General features: G+C 70.4%; 15 protein-coding genes and 1 pseudogene. 6 read left to right on the top strand and 10 right to left on the bottom strand.

What is annotated here, in order from left to right; genetic code table 11:
- Positions 1–95 precede the first annotated feature (95 nt).
- Both ACIBVL_RS38165 and ACIBVL_RS38160 read right to left on the bottom strand, forming a co-directional pair.
- A complete protein-coding gene (locus ACIBVL_RS38165; protein ID WP_399104925.1) occupies positions 96–353 on the bottom strand; it encodes a helix-turn-helix domain-containing protein in 258 nt (85 codons plus the stop codon).
- On the bottom strand, positions 353–850 hold the full coding sequence (locus tag ACIBVL_RS38160; RefSeq protein WP_399104923.1) for a DUF2975 domain-containing protein: 498 nt from the start codon (positions 848–850) through the stop codon (positions 353–355). The genes ACIBVL_RS38165 and ACIBVL_RS38160 overlap by 1 nt, the downstream gene beginning before the upstream one ends.
- Before the next feature lie 101 nt (positions 851–951).
- Between ACIBVL_RS38160 and ACIBVL_RS38155 the strand changes: the two are divergent.
- Together ACIBVL_RS38155 and ACIBVL_RS38150 are read left to right on the top strand one after the other, a co-directional pair.
- Positions 952–1,155: pseudogene (locus ACIBVL_RS38155) on the top strand (hypothetical protein); the annotation flags it as partial.
- 69 nt (positions 1,156–1,224) lie between these two features.
- Positions 1,225–2,682: an alginate lyase family protein gene (locus ACIBVL_RS38150; protein ID WP_399104921.1), complete on the top strand. Its 1,458-nt coding sequence runs from the start codon at positions 1,225–1,227 to the stop codon at positions 2,680–2,682.
- A gap of 104 nt (positions 2,683–2,786) precedes the next feature.
- On the opposite strand, the gene ACIBVL_RS38145 is transcribed toward ACIBVL_RS38150, so the two are convergent.
- Together ACIBVL_RS38145 and ACIBVL_RS38140 are read right to left on the bottom strand one after the other, a co-directional pair.
- Positions 2,787–4,286: an MFS transporter gene (locus tag ACIBVL_RS38145; RefSeq protein ID WP_399104919.1), complete on the bottom strand. Its 1,500-nt coding sequence runs from the start codon at positions 4,284–4,286 to the stop codon at positions 2,787–2,789.
- An 80-nt stretch (positions 4,287–4,366) separates the two neighbouring features.
- Entirely contained in the window at positions 4,367–5,677 is a 1,311-nt protein-coding gene (locus tag ACIBVL_RS38140) for a DUF445 domain-containing protein (protein ID WP_399104945.1), read from the bottom strand.
- Positions 5,678–5,875: 198 nt separating this feature from the next.
- Between ACIBVL_RS38140 and ACIBVL_RS38135 the strand changes: the two genes are divergently transcribed.
- Positions 5,876–7,228, top strand: coding sequence for a GDSL-type esterase/lipase family protein (locus ACIBVL_RS38135; RefSeq protein ID WP_399104917.1), 1,353 nt, complete (start codon positions 5,876–5,878; stop codon positions 7,226–7,228).
- A gap of 45 nt (positions 7,229–7,273) precedes the next feature.
- On the opposite strand, the gene ACIBVL_RS38130 is transcribed toward ACIBVL_RS38135, so the two are convergent.
- From ACIBVL_RS38130 to ACIBVL_RS38115, 4 genes are read right to left on the bottom strand one after another with little or no spacing between them, the layout of a single operon-like run.
- Positions 7,274–7,972, bottom strand: coding sequence for a DUF1707 domain-containing protein (locus ACIBVL_RS38130; RefSeq protein WP_399104915.1), 699 nt, complete (start codon positions 7,970–7,972; stop codon positions 7,274–7,276).
- A gap of 9 nt (positions 7,973–7,981) precedes the next feature.
- Positions 7,982–9,004, bottom strand: a complete 1,023-nt coding sequence (locus ACIBVL_RS38125; RefSeq protein WP_399104913.1) for an ATP-binding cassette domain-containing protein — start codon at positions 9,002–9,004, stop codon at positions 7,982–7,984.
- Between the two features lie 2 nt (positions 9,005–9,006).
- On the bottom strand, positions 9,007–9,771 hold the full coding sequence (locus ACIBVL_RS38120; protein ID WP_399104943.1) for an ABC transporter permease: 765 nt from the start codon (positions 9,769–9,771) through the stop codon (positions 9,007–9,009).
- Positions 9,772–9,820: 49 nt separating this feature from the next.
- Positions 9,821–10,621, bottom strand: coding sequence for an ABC transporter permease (locus ACIBVL_RS38115; RefSeq protein WP_399104911.1), 801 nt, complete (start codon positions 10,619–10,621; stop codon positions 9,821–9,823).
- Positions 10,622–10,834: 213 nt separating this feature from the next.
- Between ACIBVL_RS38115 and ACIBVL_RS38110 the strand changes: the two genes are divergently transcribed.
- Positions 10,835–13,240 carry a transglycosylase domain-containing protein gene (locus ACIBVL_RS38110; RefSeq protein WP_399104909.1) on the top strand — a complete coding sequence of 802 codons (2,406 nt, stop codon included), beginning with the start codon at positions 10,835–10,837 and terminating at the stop codon, positions 13,238–13,240.
- Between the two features lie 84 nt (positions 13,241–13,324).
- Here ACIBVL_RS38110 and ACIBVL_RS38105 read toward each other — a convergent pair whose 3' ends face one another.
- Positions 13,325–13,627, bottom strand: a complete 303-nt coding sequence (locus ACIBVL_RS38105) for a co-chaperone GroES (RefSeq protein ID WP_179123375.1) — start codon at positions 13,625–13,627, stop codon at positions 13,325–13,327.
- 107 nt (positions 13,628–13,734) lie between these two features.
- Positions 13,735–14,064, bottom strand: coding sequence for a DUF3618 domain-containing protein (locus tag ACIBVL_RS38100; protein ID WP_399104907.1), 330 nt, complete (start codon positions 14,062–14,064; stop codon positions 13,735–13,737).
- Positions 14,065–14,177: 113 nt separating this feature from the next.
- Between ACIBVL_RS38100 and bcp the strand changes: the two genes are divergently transcribed.
- Entirely contained in the window at positions 14,178–14,645 is a 468-nt protein-coding gene (gene bcp / locus ACIBVL_RS38095) for a thioredoxin-dependent thiol peroxidase (protein WP_399104905.1), read from the top strand.
- Between the two features lie 147 nt (positions 14,646–14,792).
- Positions 14,793–15,791 (top strand): HNH endonuclease, encoded by a 999-nt coding sequence (locus tag ACIBVL_RS38090; protein WP_399104903.1) that lies wholly within the window; start codon positions 14,793–14,795, stop codon positions 15,789–15,791.
- Positions 15,792–15,821: the final 30 nt, after the last annotated feature.

Below are 15,821 nucleotides of genomic sequence, written 5' to 3'. Positions count from 1 at the left end.
GCGTACCGGGCGTACGCGGGCGATCCCGACAACGCGGCGAGGCGCCGTGCCAGGCGTCGCGGGCCAGACGGGACTTTCGAAACACGCCCTAGGCGTCAGGGCCGCGGGCCGGTTACCCGGGGACGGCCCTGAGAAGTCTCCGCGCCCTCGTCCGGCACCCAGCGCAGGACATCGCCGGGCTGGCAGTCGAGGGTGCGGCAGATCGCGTCGAGGGTCGTGAACCGTACGGCCTTCGCGCGGCCGTTCTTCAGTACGGCGACGTTGGCGGGCGTGATGCCGACGGCGTCGGCGAACTCGCCCACCGACAGCCCGCGTTGGGCAAGCAGGAGGTCGAGGTCGACGACGATCGCCATCAGACCACCTCGGCGATCTCGGTCTGCAGGTCCGTCGCCTTGCGCAGCAGCCCTCGCATGACGACCACGAGCATCGCGAACGCCGCTCCCGCGCCGACGGCCAGCATCGCGGCGCCGAGCGCGCCGATGACCTGCATGTTGCCGTCGGGGGTGGGGATGTCGGCGAAGGCCAGGTGCCCGGTGACCCCGAGGGCCAGCAGGGTGGCCGCGACCGAGGCGCCGATGATGACGTCGACCCACCGGAAGGCGCGGGAGCTGAAGATCGCGTCGCGTTCGATCATGCCGAGCAGCATCCACAGGGCGCCGAGCACGACCTGGACGCAGGCGACGCCGATGATCGCCGCCGTGACGTAGGGGAGTTGGAACGGGGCGTACGGCGGGAACCGGTCGACCTCGTCGGCCGCCGTCGACGGGATGACCACGATCTGGCCGAAGAGGCCACCCAGGACGGCGGCGACGATACCGGTGCGCAGCACGGCGACGAAGAATCGATGCATGCATCGATTGTCGATCGAGCTCCTATCGAAATTCAATAGGTTTCTATCGGAACTCAATAGGTCCGATCCCCGTCCGCGGGTGGGTGCGGGTGCGCGAAAGGCTGATCACGTCGACCGCGCTGACCGTGCCGGCCGCGGGAGTCCTGCTCGCGCTGGTCCTCCCCCGGCAGGAGGCGCTGGTCGAGGGTGAGGGGACGCGGGAGACGACCGTGCGGCTCGCCATGTCCACCGGGATCTTCAATCTGCTGGGGGCGACGGTGACCGTCCTGATGATCGTGCGGCCGGGGTCGACGACGGGGGCGTAGGTGGTGACGGCCGGGACGCGGGCGGCCGGGTTTTCGTTATCGGGCCGGCCGCCGTACGTCTCCCCGGGCATGCATGCGACTCGACCTCGACAGATCAGCCGCCGCAGTGCGCTGAAGGCGGCGGGCGTGGCCGCCGGGGCCCTGGGCGTGGCCTCGGCCGTCCCCGCGGCCCCCGCCGCCGCGGCCGGCTACGCGCACCCCGGTCTGCTGCACACCGGCGCCGACCTGCAGCGGATGGCCGCCAAGGTGAAGGCGGGCGCCGCGCCCTACACGTCCGGATACGCCAAGCTGACCGCCAACCGGCACGCGCAGAGCGGCTGGACGGCGAACCCGCAGTCGACCGTGGTCCGGGGAGGCACCGGGCAGAACTACGCGATCCTCTACAACGACATCCACGCCGCCTACCAGAACGGCCTGCGCTATCACGTCGGCGGGGACAGCGCGCACGCCGACACCGCCGTCGCCATCCTCAACGCCTGGTCCGCGAAGCTCACCTCACTCGCGGGCAGCGCCGACCGGTTCCTGGCCGCCGGACTGTACGGCTACCAGGCCGCCAACGCCGCCGAACTCGTCCGCGACCGGCCGGACTTCGAGCTCGAACGCTTCCAGAAGACGCTGCGCACGGTCTTCTCACCGCTCAGCGAGAGCTTCCTGGTCGAGCACAACGGCGCCGTCGTCACCAACTACTGGCCCAACTGGGACCTCACCGCGATGGCCTGCGTCCTCGCCACCGGCATCTTCTGCGACGACACCGCGAAGGTCGAGCAGGCGGTGGAGTACTTCAAGAACGGCACCGGGCTCGGCGCGGTCAGGAACGCCATCCCCGTCGTACAGGACGACGGCCTGGCCGAGTGGCTGGAAGCAGGGCGCGACCAGGGGCACGCGCTGCTCGGGGTCGGGCTGATGGGCACGGTCTGCGAGATGGCCTGGAACCAGGGCATCGACCTGTACGGGTACGACGACAGCCGCTTCCTCAAGGGCGCCCAGTACGTGGCCAAGTGGAGCTTGGGCAACGAGGTGTCCTACACCGCCAACACCCGCAAGAAGGGCGCGATCGGGGGCTGGTCGGGGACGGAGACCGCGTCCGACGCGGCCGGTGTCGACCCGACGATGACCCGGCCGATCTGGGCGATGATCGCCAACCACTACACCAAGCGGCGGGGGCTGTCCGCGCCCTACCTCACCCGGATCGCCGCGAAGGCGGCGCCCGAGGGCGGCGGCGGGGACTACGGGCCCAACAGCGGCGGGTACGACCAGCTCGGATTCGGGACACTGGCGTTCACCCGGGACAAGGTCACGGTCGCCGACACCGAGGGCGGGGCGCCCTCGCCCTCCGCGAGCGGCTCGGTGACGGCGGGGGGTTCACCGGCCACGCCGTCCGCCGCGACCACGGCCGCCGGGAAGAACGGTGACCTCGCGGCCACCGGTTCCACCGACCTGGTCGCCTGGACCACGGCGACGGGGATCACCGCCCTGGCCGGAGGCTTGCTGCTGCTGCGGCGCCGGGGCAGGCGGGCGGCCGAGTAGGGGCCGCCCGCCGGGTGCGGCGGGGTGGGTGGAGGCGCTGCCCGCCGAGGGGTGCCGCTGCGCCCACCCGCGCCGCCCCGCCGGCCGCAGCTGGTGCCACGACACTAGGCGGACTTCAGCTTGCCCGTCGTCCTCGCGCCCCTCGCCTTCGTCGCCGCCGCCGTCAGCGGGCGGGCGATGTCCTCCAGGGAGCGGCGTTCGGCCTTGACCGCCAGGAAGACGGCCGTCAGGCCCGCCGCGCACATCAGGGTCGCGCCGATGCAGAAGGCGAGGACCGTGTCGGCGACCCTGCCCGTGCTGGTGAGGTCGGCGAACAGGAGCGGGCCGCTGATGCCGCCGGCTGCGGTGCCGATGGCGTAGAAGAAGGCGATGGACATCGCGCGGGTCTCCATCGGGAAGACCTCGGAGACCGTGAGGTAGGCGCTGGACGCTCCGGCCGACGCGAAGAACAGCACCGCGCACCAGCAGGCCGTCATCGTGGTCGCGCTCAGCGACCCCTGGTCGAACAGCCAGGCCGTGCCGAAGAGGAGCAGGCCCGACAGGAGGTAGGTCGAGGAGATCATGACCCGGCGGCCGACCGTGTCGAACAGCTTGCCCAGCAGCAGCGGGCCGCAGAAGTTGCCGATCGCGATGACGGCGAAGTAGTAGCCGGTGTTGCCGCTCGGGACGTCGAAGAACTCGGTCAGGATCGCGCCGAAGCCGAAGGTGATCGCGTTGTAGAGGAAGGCCTGGCCGATGAAGAGGGAGAAGCCGAGGATCGCCCGGCGGCGGTAGTCGGAGAACACCGTGCGGCCGATCTCCAGGAAGGTCACACTGCGGCGCTGGTGGATCGTGATCTCGCCCTCGGGGCGGGCGAGCCGTTCGTTCCTCTCGGCCTCCACCCGCCGCTCGATCGACGTCACGATCTCCTCCGCCTCCGCGTCCCTGCCGTGGATCAGCAGCCACCGCGGGCTCTCCGGGACGTGCCGCCGTACGAGCAGGATCACCAGGGCAAGGACGGCGCCGAGCGCGAAGGTCAGCCGCCAGCCCACGTCCGCCGCGAAGAGATCGGTGTTCAGCGCGACGATCGACAGCAGCGAACCGGCGACCGCGCCCAGCCAGAAGCTGCCGTTGATGATCAGATCGACGCGGCCCCGGTACTGCGCCGGGATCAGCTCGTCGATCGCTGAGTTGATCGCCGCGTACTCGCCGCCGATGCCGAAGCCGGTGAGGAAGCGGAAGAGCAGGAACCACCACGTGTCGAAGGAGACCGCGGTCAGGGCGGTGGCCGCCAGATAGACCGCGAGGGTGATCATGAAGAGTTTCTTACGGCCCCAGCGGTCGGTCAGCCGGCCCCAGAACAGGGCTCCGAAGCAGGCCCCCGCGACATACAGGGCGGCCGCGATGCCGGTGACCTCGCCCGAGGTGATCGGCAGACCGCTGCCGGGCTCCGACAGCCGGCCGGCGATGTTTCCGACGACCGTGACCTCCAGGCCGTCGAGGATCCACACGGTGCCCAGACCGATCACGATGGTCCAGTGCCAGCGCGACCAGGGCAACCGGTCCAGGCGTGCGGGAATGTCGGTGGTGACGGTCCGGCCGGTCTCGGCCTGAGCGGTGGTCATGGGCACCCTCCCCATCGAGGCGAACTCGTCGAGGCGAACTCGACGAGCAGACCGGGACCGGGTGCCCGGACAAGACCGCCTTACGCCCCCAGCGCTCTGGCCACCGTGTAGATCAGCAGGCCCGCCAGCGAACCCACCACCGTGCCGTTGATCCGGATGAACTGCAGGTCACGGCCGATGTTTGCCTCGATCTTGCGGGTCGTGTGCTCCGGGTCCCAGCTCGCCACCGTGTCCGTGATCAGGGAGGTGATCTCCTTCCGGTACGTCGTCACGACGTGCACCGCCACGCCCTCGACCCAGCCGTCGACCTTCTCCTGCACCCTGGGTTCGGTGGCCATCCGCGCGCCCAGCGACAGCAGCGAGGCCCGCACCCGCAGCCGCAGCTCACTGCGCTCGTCCTCCGCGGCCGCCACGATCATGGAGCGTACGGCGGTCCAGGCGGACGCGATCAGGTCCTGCACCTCGCCCCGGCCCAGCACCTCGCCCTTGAGCCGCTCCACCCGGGCCCGGGTGTCCGTGTCGGACTGCAGGTCGGAGGCGAAGTCCGTGAGGAAGCGGTCGAGGGCGGCACGGGCCGGGTGGGACGGCATGTCGCGCGCCTCCGCGCAGAACCGCAGCAGCTCCTTGTAGACGCGCTCACCGATCCGCCGGTCCACGAAACGCGGGGTCCAGCCGGGAGCGCCGCCCTCCACCGCGTCCATCACCGAGTCACCGTGCAGCACCAGCCAGTCGTGCGCCCGGGACAGCACCAGATCCACGGCCCGCCGGTGTCCCCCGTCCGCGACGATCCCCTCCAGCATCTTTCCCATGCCGGGCGCGATCTCCTGGGCGTCCGCCCGCCGGGTGATCGCCTCCCCGACCACCGCCTGCACATCCGAGTCGCGCAGCACCGTCAGGGCGCCCCGCAGCGCCGTCGCCAGCTCCGCCGTCACCCGGTCGGCGTGTTCCGGCTCCGCCAGCCAGGCGCCGAGCCGGGTGCCGATGCCCACGGCGCGCAGCCGCTGCCGTACGACGTCCTCGGAGAGGAAGTTCTCGCCGACGAACTCACCGAGGGAGACGCCCAGCTGGTCCTTCTTGTTCGGGATGATCGCCGTGTGCGGGATGGGCAGGCCGAGCGGGTGCCGGAACAGGGCCGTCACGGCGAACCAGTCGGCCAGCGCGCCCACCATGCCCGCCTCCGCGGCCGCCGCCACATAGCCCGCCCAGGCGCCGGCGCCGCTGTGGGACGCCCACTCGGCCAGCACGTACACCACCGCGACGAACAGCAGCAGTCCGGCCGCGGTGAGCTTCATCCGCCGCACACCGCGCTGCTTCTCCTCGTCGGCGGCGCTGAAGACGGTCATCGCGCGCGCCGGATTCATCCCGTTGGGTACCGCTTCCGTACGATCCATCAACTCCACCCGTTCCCAGTCCCCCGCGTCACCCACGCAAACATTGTCCCTACTTGACCGACTCCTGGAACGGAACAGGAGTTCCCCGCGTCTGTCAGACGGGGGAGCTCAACGGTGAGAACTCCTGTGCGGGTCCGTTCCCGCGCACGTCTTTTCCGGAGCCTCACCGCTCCCCTCGCCGAGGAGAACAACACCCGCATGACCAAGCATGACGTCAGGGGTGCGGGGGTGTCCCCCACAAGGCACGGCGCCCTGCTCAGCGCGGTCCTCGCGCTTGTCGTGGCCCTGTCCGTCGGTCTCTACGCCGGAGTCGCCGCCGACCACGGCCCCGGCCACCGTACGAACAACGCCCTGGCCGCACCGGCCACCGCCGCCCCCGTCTCCACCGGCGTCTGGGTCGGCGGCTGGGCCACCTCCCCCGTCGGCGGCGAACCGGGCACCGACACCACCGGCATGGCGGGCCGTACGGTCCGCAACGTGGTGCACACCAGCGTCGGCGGTACGAGCGCCCGCGTCACCCTCTCCAACCTCTACGGCACCCGCCCCCTGACCCTCACCCACGCCACCCTCGCGGTGGCCGCCGGCGAGGACGGCCCGGCGGCGGCCACCGGCACCCTGCGCCGCCTCACCTTCGCCGGCGCCACCACGGTCACCGTCCCGCCCGGCGCCCAGACGGTCAGCGACGCGGTCTCCGTCACCGTCCCCCGCGACTCCGACATCCTCGTCAGCACCTACTCCCCCACCTCCTCCGGCCCGGTCACCTACCACCCGCACGCCCGGCAGACCAGCTATGTCGCCGACGGCGAGTACACCGAGGACGAGACGGGCACCGCGTACACCGGCACCACCCCGTACTGGCGCTACCTCACCGCGCTCGACGTCCTCAGCGACGAGGCCGACGGCACCGTCGTCGCCCTCGGCGACTCCATCACCGACGGGGTCACCTCCACCCCGGACGCCAACCGCCGCTGGCCCGACGTCCTCGCCGACCGCCTGCACACCGCCGCACGGTCCGGCGGGGACGCGCCCCACTACGGCGTCGTCAACGAGGGCATCAGCGGCAACCAGGTCCTCGCCGACGACGCCCGCCGCGGCGCCAGCGGCCTGAACCGCTTCGAACGGGACGTCCTCGACCGTACGAACGTCAAGGTCGTCGTCATCGACCTGGGCGTCAACGACATACTCCGCAACCCACGGCTCGCCGACCCTGAGGCGGTCGTCGGAGGCCTGCGCACCCTCGTCGCCCGCGCCCACGCCCACGGCATCAAGGTCATCGGCGCCACCCTCATGCCCTTCCACGGCCACCGCGGCTACACCGACGCCCGCGAGGACGTACGGCAGCGGATCAACGAGGCGATCCGCGGGGACGGCGTCTTCGACACCGTGGCCGACTTCGACAAGGCCCTCAGGGACCCCTACGACCCCCGCAGCCTCCTGCCGGACTACGACTCGGGCGACCACCTGCACCCCAGCGACAGCGGCTACCGGGAAATGGCGGAAACGATCAACCTGGAGAAGCTCGGGGGCTCGACCCGGCCCGCCCAGGCATAGCCGCGAGCAGCGCCTGGACTCACCCCGCCGAGCCGCGGCACCGGCTCAGTGCCCCCGGTGACGCTCCCCCTCACCCAGTTCCCTCGCCGCCCTGCGCTCCAGCTTCTCCTGCCGCCGCGCCGCCCGTGTCTGCTTGCGCTCGACCCCGACCCCGCCCCAGAAGGCGAACCCGGTCACCACCACGCGCGGCGCGCCCGGATCCCCGGGAATCCCCGTCTCCCGCTGGTCGAAGCCCCCCATGATCCCGATCCCCCGGACCACGACCTCCACCCCCGGCGGCACCACGATCTGCATCCCGCCCATGATCGCCACACAGTTGATCTCGACCTCCCCGGCGGCGAAGTCCGCCTCCCGCAGATCGATCTCCCCGCCACCCCAGAACGCGAAGCAGGTGAACCGCCGGGGCACCGTCCAGCGCCCCCTGCGCTGGAACCCGGACATCACGGCCACGGCCCACGTCGACGACCCCTCGCCGCCCACGATCCGCCCGGACCAACTCCCGTCCCGCACAGGCTCCTTGTGCAGCGACACCACGGGCGGCGGGGGCGTGACCCCGGCGACCGGCAGGTCACGGGTGATCGGCGCCAACTCCCCGTACGTCCGCGCGCCGTACGTCTGCTCCAGCCGCTCCTCGAACTCCGCCATGTCGAGACGGCCCTCCGCGAGGGCGTCCCGCAGGACCTCGGCGACCCGCTCACGATCGGCGTCGGAGGCGCGGAGGTCCGGGACTGCGTCGTCGGTCATGCCAGCAGCCTACGAGCTCTGGGCGCCCGGCACTACGGTCTCGGGCTCGGGCGGGGATGCGGAGGTGTCCCCCATCGAGTACAGCATCTTGGCGATCACCGCCTCGATGTCGGGCTCGCGGACCGACAGATCCACCAGCGGATACTCCGCCGCGATCCGGGCGACCAGCGGAGCCGCCGACTCCGACGCCGGGAACGCCAGCCACTGCCGCGGCCCGTCCACCTTCACCACCCGCGCCGCCGGACCCGCCTCGATCGGCGGCAGCTCCCGTTCCAGGTCCACCACGAGGGTCCGCTCGCTGTCGCCCGCCTCGTGCAGCCCGGCGAGCGCACCGTCGTAGACCAGGTGCCCGTGGTCGATGACCATCACCCGGGAGCAGAGCTGCTCGATGTCCTGGAGGTCGTGCGTGGTGAGCAGCACCGTCGTGCCGCGCTCGGTGTTCAGCTCGCGCAGGAACTCCCGCACCCTCGCCTTGGACACCACGTCCAGACCGATCGTCGGCTCGTCCAGGTAGAGCACCTCGGGGTCGTGCAACAGGGCCGCCGCGATGTCGCCGCGCATCCGCTGGCCGAGCGACAGCTGCCGTACGGGCACGTCCAACAGGGCCGTGAGATCGAGGAGTTCGACGAGGCGGTCGAGATTCTCGCGGTAACGGGCGTCCGGGATGCGGTACATGCGGTGCATCAGCCGGTAGGAGTCGATCAGGGGCAGGTCCCACCACAGGGTCGTCCGCTGGCCGAAGACCACCCCTATCCGGTGCGCCAGACGGGTCCGCTCGCGGGACGGATCGATGCCCGCGACCCGCAACCGGCCGCCGCTCGGCACGAGGATCCCGGTCAGCATCTTGATCGTCGTCGACTTCCCGGCACCGTTCGGCCCGATGTAGCCGACCATCTCGCCGCGCGCCACGGTGAAGGAGATCGCGTCGACCGCCCGCACCCGCCGCACCTCCCGCCTCAGGAAGCCGGTCCTCTTGCGCACGTCGAAGACCTTCTCGACGCGGTCCACTTCGATGAACGCCTGCTCCGTCACCACTAACTCCCGGTACTCCGATACGACCTGAGCCCCGCCCGCCACGCCAGCCCCGCCAGCGCCCAGCACGCCACCGCCACCAGCGGAGGCGCGAACGCCGCCCACTCCGGCAGCCCCAGCGGATACGGCCGCCCCAGCACATAGGAGGCCGGCACCCAGTTGACGAAGGCCAGCGGGAACACGAACGTCACCCCCCGCACCAGCTCCCTGCCGAAGACCGTCGGCGGGTACTGCAGCATCGTCTGACCGCCGTACGTGAACGCGCTCTGCACCTCGGAGGCGTCCTGCGCCAGGAACTGGAAGGCCGCGCCCGCCACGAACACCGCCGAGAAGATCACCCCACCGCACACCACCATCACCGGCACCAGCAGCACCTTCAGCGGCGTCCAGCCGACGTCCAGGGCGACCAGCGCGTACCCCAGGATCAGAAGCCCCTGGGTGATCCGGCCGACGCGGCGCAGGGCGAACCGGTCCGCCGCGACCTGGGCCAGCACCGGCGCCGGCCGCACCAGCAGAGTGTCCAGCGTGCCGTCACGCACGCGCGTGCCCAGCCGGCCCGCCGAACCGATCACCAGGTCCGCGCACCCGAAAGAGGTCGCCGAGAGCCCGTACAGGAGCGCCACCTCCGGCAGCGCGTAGCCGCCGAGCGTGTCCACCCGGGAGAACATCAGCAAGATCGCGACAAAGTCCAGCCCGGTCACCACCGCACCGCCGAACGCCGTCATCACGAACGACACCCGGTAGGCCATGGTGGAGCGGATCCACATCCCGGCGATCAGCCGATACGCCCGCAGCCCCTCCGCCAGCCGGTTTCCCTCACCCACCCTGGATCACCACCCGCCGCGTCGCCACCGACTGCAGCAACCGCCCCGCCGCCAACAGGACCACCGCCCACACCGACTGGAAGGCGAGGACGGGCAGCGGATCCGCCTCCCCCATCAGCACATCGGCGGGCATCTGGAGCTGCGCCGCCCACGGCAGCGCCCGGACGACCTCCCCGAGACCCCCCGGGAAGGCGTTCAACGGCAGCGTCATCCCCGAGCAGAAGATGCCGGTGACCATCAGCACCTGCAGCGCTCCCTGACCGTCCATCAGCCAGAACCCGCTCAGCGCCACCAGGAACCGGATCGCGAAGCTCACCACCATCGCCGGCACCAGCGTGACCGAGAACGCCAGCCAGGTCCCCACCTCGCCCGGCAGCGCGGTCGGGAAGCACAGCACCCCGAAGACGAACGGGATCACCCCGCGCCCGATCAACTGGAACAGCGCCCGCCCCATGTCGTTCGCCAGCCACCACAGCTGGAGATCGGCCGGCCGGTAGAGATCGATCGCGATCTCACCCGTACGGATGCGTTCCATCAACTCGATCTCGAAGCCGCCGCCCTGGATCGCCAGCGTCGCGTACAACGCCTGCCCCAGCCATACGAAGGTCACCGCCTGCGCCTGGTCATAGCCCCCGAGGTGCGGCCGCTCGTCCCACAACGCCAGGTATGTGTAGACGAGGATCAGGCCGAAAACGGTGTTGGTGAACACCCCTGCGGCAGTCGCCACCCGATAGGTCGCGTACCTTCTGAAACCACCCGCTGCGACGGCCGCGTACAACCGCGCCGAACCCACGGCAACCTTCCTCCTCGCCCGTTCGTCCACCTCTACGGCACCGAAGCGCAGGAGCCTAGTCCGCTGACACAGGGCCGTGCCACGCGTTTTCCGGCACAACGCGTGCCGATTGCCGGGAACGGAACGCTTGGTGCGAGAGTCTTCAACAGGGGGCGCAGAAGGCGTACGAGGCGTACGGGAACGTACGACGCGAAACAGGAGTCCGAGCAACACATGAGCGACGAGCCGCAGCCGCAGCAGCCGACCGAGGGCTGGGCACCGAGTGAACCCCCGGGGGAGGCCAAGAAACCCAAGCGCCCCAAGCGCACGGGCTGGCGGCGGCTGATCCCCACCTGGCGGATGGTGCTCGGCACCGTCGTCCTCGGCGTCCTGCTGCTCGTCGGCCTGTTCTACCTCGGCTACTCCACGGTCAAGATCCCGCCGGCCAACGCGCTCGCCACCAAGCAGTCCAACGTCTACCTGTACGCCGACGGCACCGAGATCGCCCGCGACGGCACGGTCAACCGGGAGAACGTCGACCTCTCGCGGATCTCCAAGGACGCCCAGCACGCCGTACTGGCCGCCGAGGACCGCGACTTCTACACCGAGTCCGCCATCGACCCCAAGGCGATGCTGCGGGCCGGCTGGAACACCGCCACCGGCAAGGGCAAGCAGTCCGGCTCCACGATCACCCAGCAGTACGTCAAGAACTACTACCTCGCGCAGGAACAGACCGTCACCCGCAAGGTGAAGGAGTTCTTCATCGCGATCAAGCTGGACCGCGAGAAGTCCAAGGACGACATCCTCGAGGGCTACCTCAACACCAGCTACTTCGGCCGCAACGCCTACGGCATCCAGGCCGCCGCCAAGGCCTACTACGGCATCGACGCCGCCGAACTCACCGCCGCCCAGGGCGCCTACCTCGCCGCGCTGGTCAACGCGCCCAGCGAGTACGACGTGATCGCCCACCCCGAGAACAAGAAGGCCGCCGAGGCCCGCTGGAACTACGTCCTCGACGGCATGGTCACCAAGGGCTGGCTCACCGAGGCCAAGCGCCAGGGCATGAAGTTCCCCACCCCCAAGGAGACCTCCGGCGCCGACACCGGCATGTCCGGGCAGCGCGGCTACCTCGTCACCGCGATCAAGGACTACCTGAAGGACAACAAGATCGTCACCTCCGAGGATCTGGAGGCCGGCGGCTACCGCATCACCACCACCCTGCAGAAGAAGAAGCAGGACGCCTTCGTCGACGCCGTCAACGACCAGTTGATGGACAAGCTCGACAAGAAGAAGCGCAAGGTCGACACCTACGTCCGCGCGGGCGGCGCCGCCGTCGACCCCAAGACCGGCAAGATACTCGCGATGTACGGCGGCATCGACTACGTCAAGCAGTACACCAACAACGCCACCCGCCAGGACTTCCAGGTCGGCTCCACCTTCAAGCCGTTCGTCCTCACCTCGGCCGTCGAGAACGACTCCACCACCCAGGACCACCGCGAGATCACCCCGAACACGGTCTACGACGGCACCAACAAGCGCCCCGTCCAGGGCTGGAGCGGCGGCAGCTACGCCCCCGAGAACGAGGACTACGTCAACTACGGCAACATCACCGTGCGCGAGGCCACCGACAAGTCCGTGAACTCCGTGTACGCGCAGATGGCCGTCGACGTCGGCCCCGACAAGGTCAAGCAGACCGCGATCGACCTGGGCCTGCCCATGGACACCCCCGACCTCCAGCCCTACCCGTCCATCGCCCTGGGCACCGCCACCGCCAGCGTCCTCGACATGGCCGAGGCGTACGCCACGCTCGCCAACCACGGCAAGCACGGCACGTACACGATCATCGAAAAGGTCACCAAGGACGGCCGGAGCGTGATGGACATGCCCAAGCGCAAGACCGCCCAGGCCGTCAGCCGCCAGGCCGCCGACACCACCACCTCCGTCCTGCGGAGCGTCGTCAACAACGGCACCGCCACCGCCGCCCTCGCCGCCGGCCGCCCCGCCGCCGGCAAGACCGGCACCGCCGAGGAGGACCAGGCCGCCTGGTTCGCCGGCTACACCCCCGACCTCGCCACCGTCGTCGCCGTCATGGGCCAGGACCCCGAGACCGCCGCCCACAAGTCCCTCAAGGGCGCCATGGGCCTGCCCCGCATCAACGGCGGCGGCGCGCCCACCCAGATCTGGGCCCAGTTCACCGAGCAGGCTCTGAAGGGCACCCCCGCCCACGACTTCGACCTCGACGTCCAGGCGGGCTCCGCGGACACCGGCCTCCCCTCCACCCCGTCCTCCCCGAGCGCCACCACCGGCGACCAGGACGGCGGCACCGGCGGCAAGGCCGACCAGGGACAGACACAGGGCCAGACCCAGGGACAGACCCAGGGCACCACCCAAGGCAACACCACCGAAGGCTCCACCACCAACGGCAACACCACCACCGGCAACACCACCGACGGCACGAGCACCGAAGGCAACACCACATCCGGCGACGCCGGCGGCGACACCACCCAGGGCAACACCTCCACCGGCAACACCACCGACGGCACCACCACCGAAGGCAACACCACATCCGGCGACGCCGGCGGCAACACCGGCACGACCGTCGGCCCCGACCCGCAACTGGCCGCCACCCGGGAGGACTGAGACTCCTCGCGGGGACGGGGAGAGGGGCCGGTGACCATGGTCACCGGCCCCTCTCCCCGTCGAGCCCCGGATACGCGCGGGTACCTACAAGTACAGGCCGGTCGTGTCCTCCGACCCCTCGAACCGGTCCGCGGCCACCGCGTGCAGGTCGCGCTCCCGCATCAGCACATAGGCCACGCCCCGCACCTCCACCTCGGCCCGGTCCTCCGGGTCGTACAGGACCCGGTCGCCCGGCTCCACGGTCCGTACGTTCTGCCCCACCGCGACGACCTCCGCCCACGCCAGCCGACGGCCCACGGCCGCCGTCGCCGGGATCAGGATGCCGCCACCCGAACGCCGCTCGCCCTCGCTGGCGTCCTGCCGTACGAGGACACGGTCGTGGAGCATCCGGATGGGAAGCTTGTCGTGCTGGGGACCGCTGTGGTCGCTTCTGTTACCGCTCACGTCTCGAACCTACCTGCCTTCGCCGTACCGGAACGCCGCCGGGTGGGCCGTCACGCCTTCCGGCGCCGGGAGCTGAGGGCCAGCAGCCCGACGACCCCGACGACCACGAGCGCGACCGGCACGACCCGCTCCAGCCGCGGCGTGCCCTCCTCGTCCACGAACTGCGCCCTGACATCCGTCACCATCCGGTTGACCTGGACATAGGCCTTCCCGAGCGTGTGATCGACGTTGGCGACGACCCTGGCCTTCGCATCCCCGACGATGGTCTTCGGGTGCACCCGCACCCCGATCTCGTCCAGCGTCTCGGCCAGCACTGAGCGGCGGGCCCTGATGTCCGCCTCGATCTGCGCCGGGGTTCTGGTGTCCGACGTGTCCGCCACGGTAAGGCCTCCGAAGTCAGCCGATGCCTGTTGCTGATGCGTGTTGCTGTTCCACACAGTCTGTCAGTTCCCGCCCTCCCCGCACTGCCGGGACCCCCGGTTACGCTGGAGCGATGAGCGAGCGACTCCAGCCCGGGGACGTGGCCCCCGCCTTCACCCTCCCCGACGCCGACGGCAACGAGGTGTCCCTTTCCGACCACAAGGGCCGCAAGGTCATCGTGTACTTCTACCCGGCGGCCCTGACCCCCGGCTGCACCAAGCAGGCCTGCGACTTCACGGACAACCTCGACCTCCTGGCCACGGCCGGCTACGACGTCATCGGCATCTCACCGGACACCCCCGAGAAGCTCGGCAAGTTCCGCGAGAAGGAGTCCCTGAAGGTCACCCTCCTGGCCGACCCCGACAAGTCCGTCCTCGACGCCTACGGCGCCTTCGGCGAGAAGAAGAACTACGGCAAGACCTACCTGGGCGTCATCCGCTCCACGATCGTGGTCGACGAGCAGGGCAAGGTCGAACACGCCCTCTACAACGTCCGCGCGACGGGCCACGTCGCCAAGATCATCAAGGACCTCGGCATCTGAGGCCCCGTCTCCGCAGCTCCCGAACGGCCCGCCCCGGGGTCCCCCCGGCGCGGGCCGCTTCACGTTCCGGGCGTGACCGCCCGACAAGCGGTTCGTTACCCCGTACGAGCCACGAACGGACGGCCGGAAACGGAGGGGGACTCGACGGTGACAGGCCTGTACACGAAGGAGCGGCTCGCGCCGGAGGTCGCCGAGGCGCGTAACTGGGCGGATCTCATGCGGCGGCTCGGCCTCAAGCCGAGCGGAGGCCGACGGCGGCTGCTGCAGGAGCATGTCACGTTTCACGGACTTGATACGAGCCACTTCGTCAAACGCAGCCCGTGGCGCAAGTACCCCGACAGCGCCATCGCCGAAGCCGCCGTCTCGTCGTCGTCGCTGCGGGAAGTGGCCCTGAAGCTGGGCGCCACCCCGGCCACGGGAACCCTCTCCCACATCCGACGCCGTATCGACGCGGCGGGCATCGACATCAGTCACTTCCCCGGCATGGACCGCCGCGAGTTGGACCTGCCCTTCACTCCGGAGGAGATCCGGGCGGCTGCGGCCTCAGCCACGAGCGTGCGTGGGGTGGCACGCGCACTGGGCGTCCCGGACGACAGTCGGTCGCGGGCGACCCTGAGCCGCATGCTGGCGGCCCAGAACATCGACGTCAGCCACTTCTCCCATCGGCGAGCCACGATTCCCGAGGACGAACTGCGGGTCCTGGTGCGGTCCTGTACGAGTTACGCCGATGTCCTGCGTGGCCTCGGCCTGGACGTCAACGACACCAATCACCGGCGCGTCCGGCGCGCCGCCTCCCGGCTCGGTCTCGACACCAGCCACTTCAAGCGCCGATCCTGGGGCCGGCAGGAGCGCCCCGCGCCCCTGCCGACCGCGCATCGGGTGCTCGTAGTGCTGCCGGAGCGAGCCGGGCGGACGAACAGGACACGACTTCACCAAGCCCTGACCGAGATCGGGGTGCCGTACGAGTGTGCGGAATGCGGCAACGTCGGCGAGTGGCGGGGGCGCCCCATCACCCTGCAGATCGACCACGTCAACGGGAACTGGCGGGACAATCGCCGGGAAAACCTGCGATACCTGTGTCCCAACTGCCATGCACTGACCGACACGTGGTGTCGCAGGAAGAGCGGAGTCCCACTCGCCGGGTGAGCCGACAGCCCCGTACACTGAGTGCCGCCG

This window comes from Streptomyces sp. NPDC049687 (genome assembly GCF_044465285.1).
GTDB lineage: Bacteria > Actinomycetota > Actinomycetes > Streptomycetales > Streptomycetaceae > Streptomyces.
The sequence above is the reverse complement of the archived record's forward strand: the minus strand, read 5'-3'. Positions and strand labels throughout refer to the sequence as shown.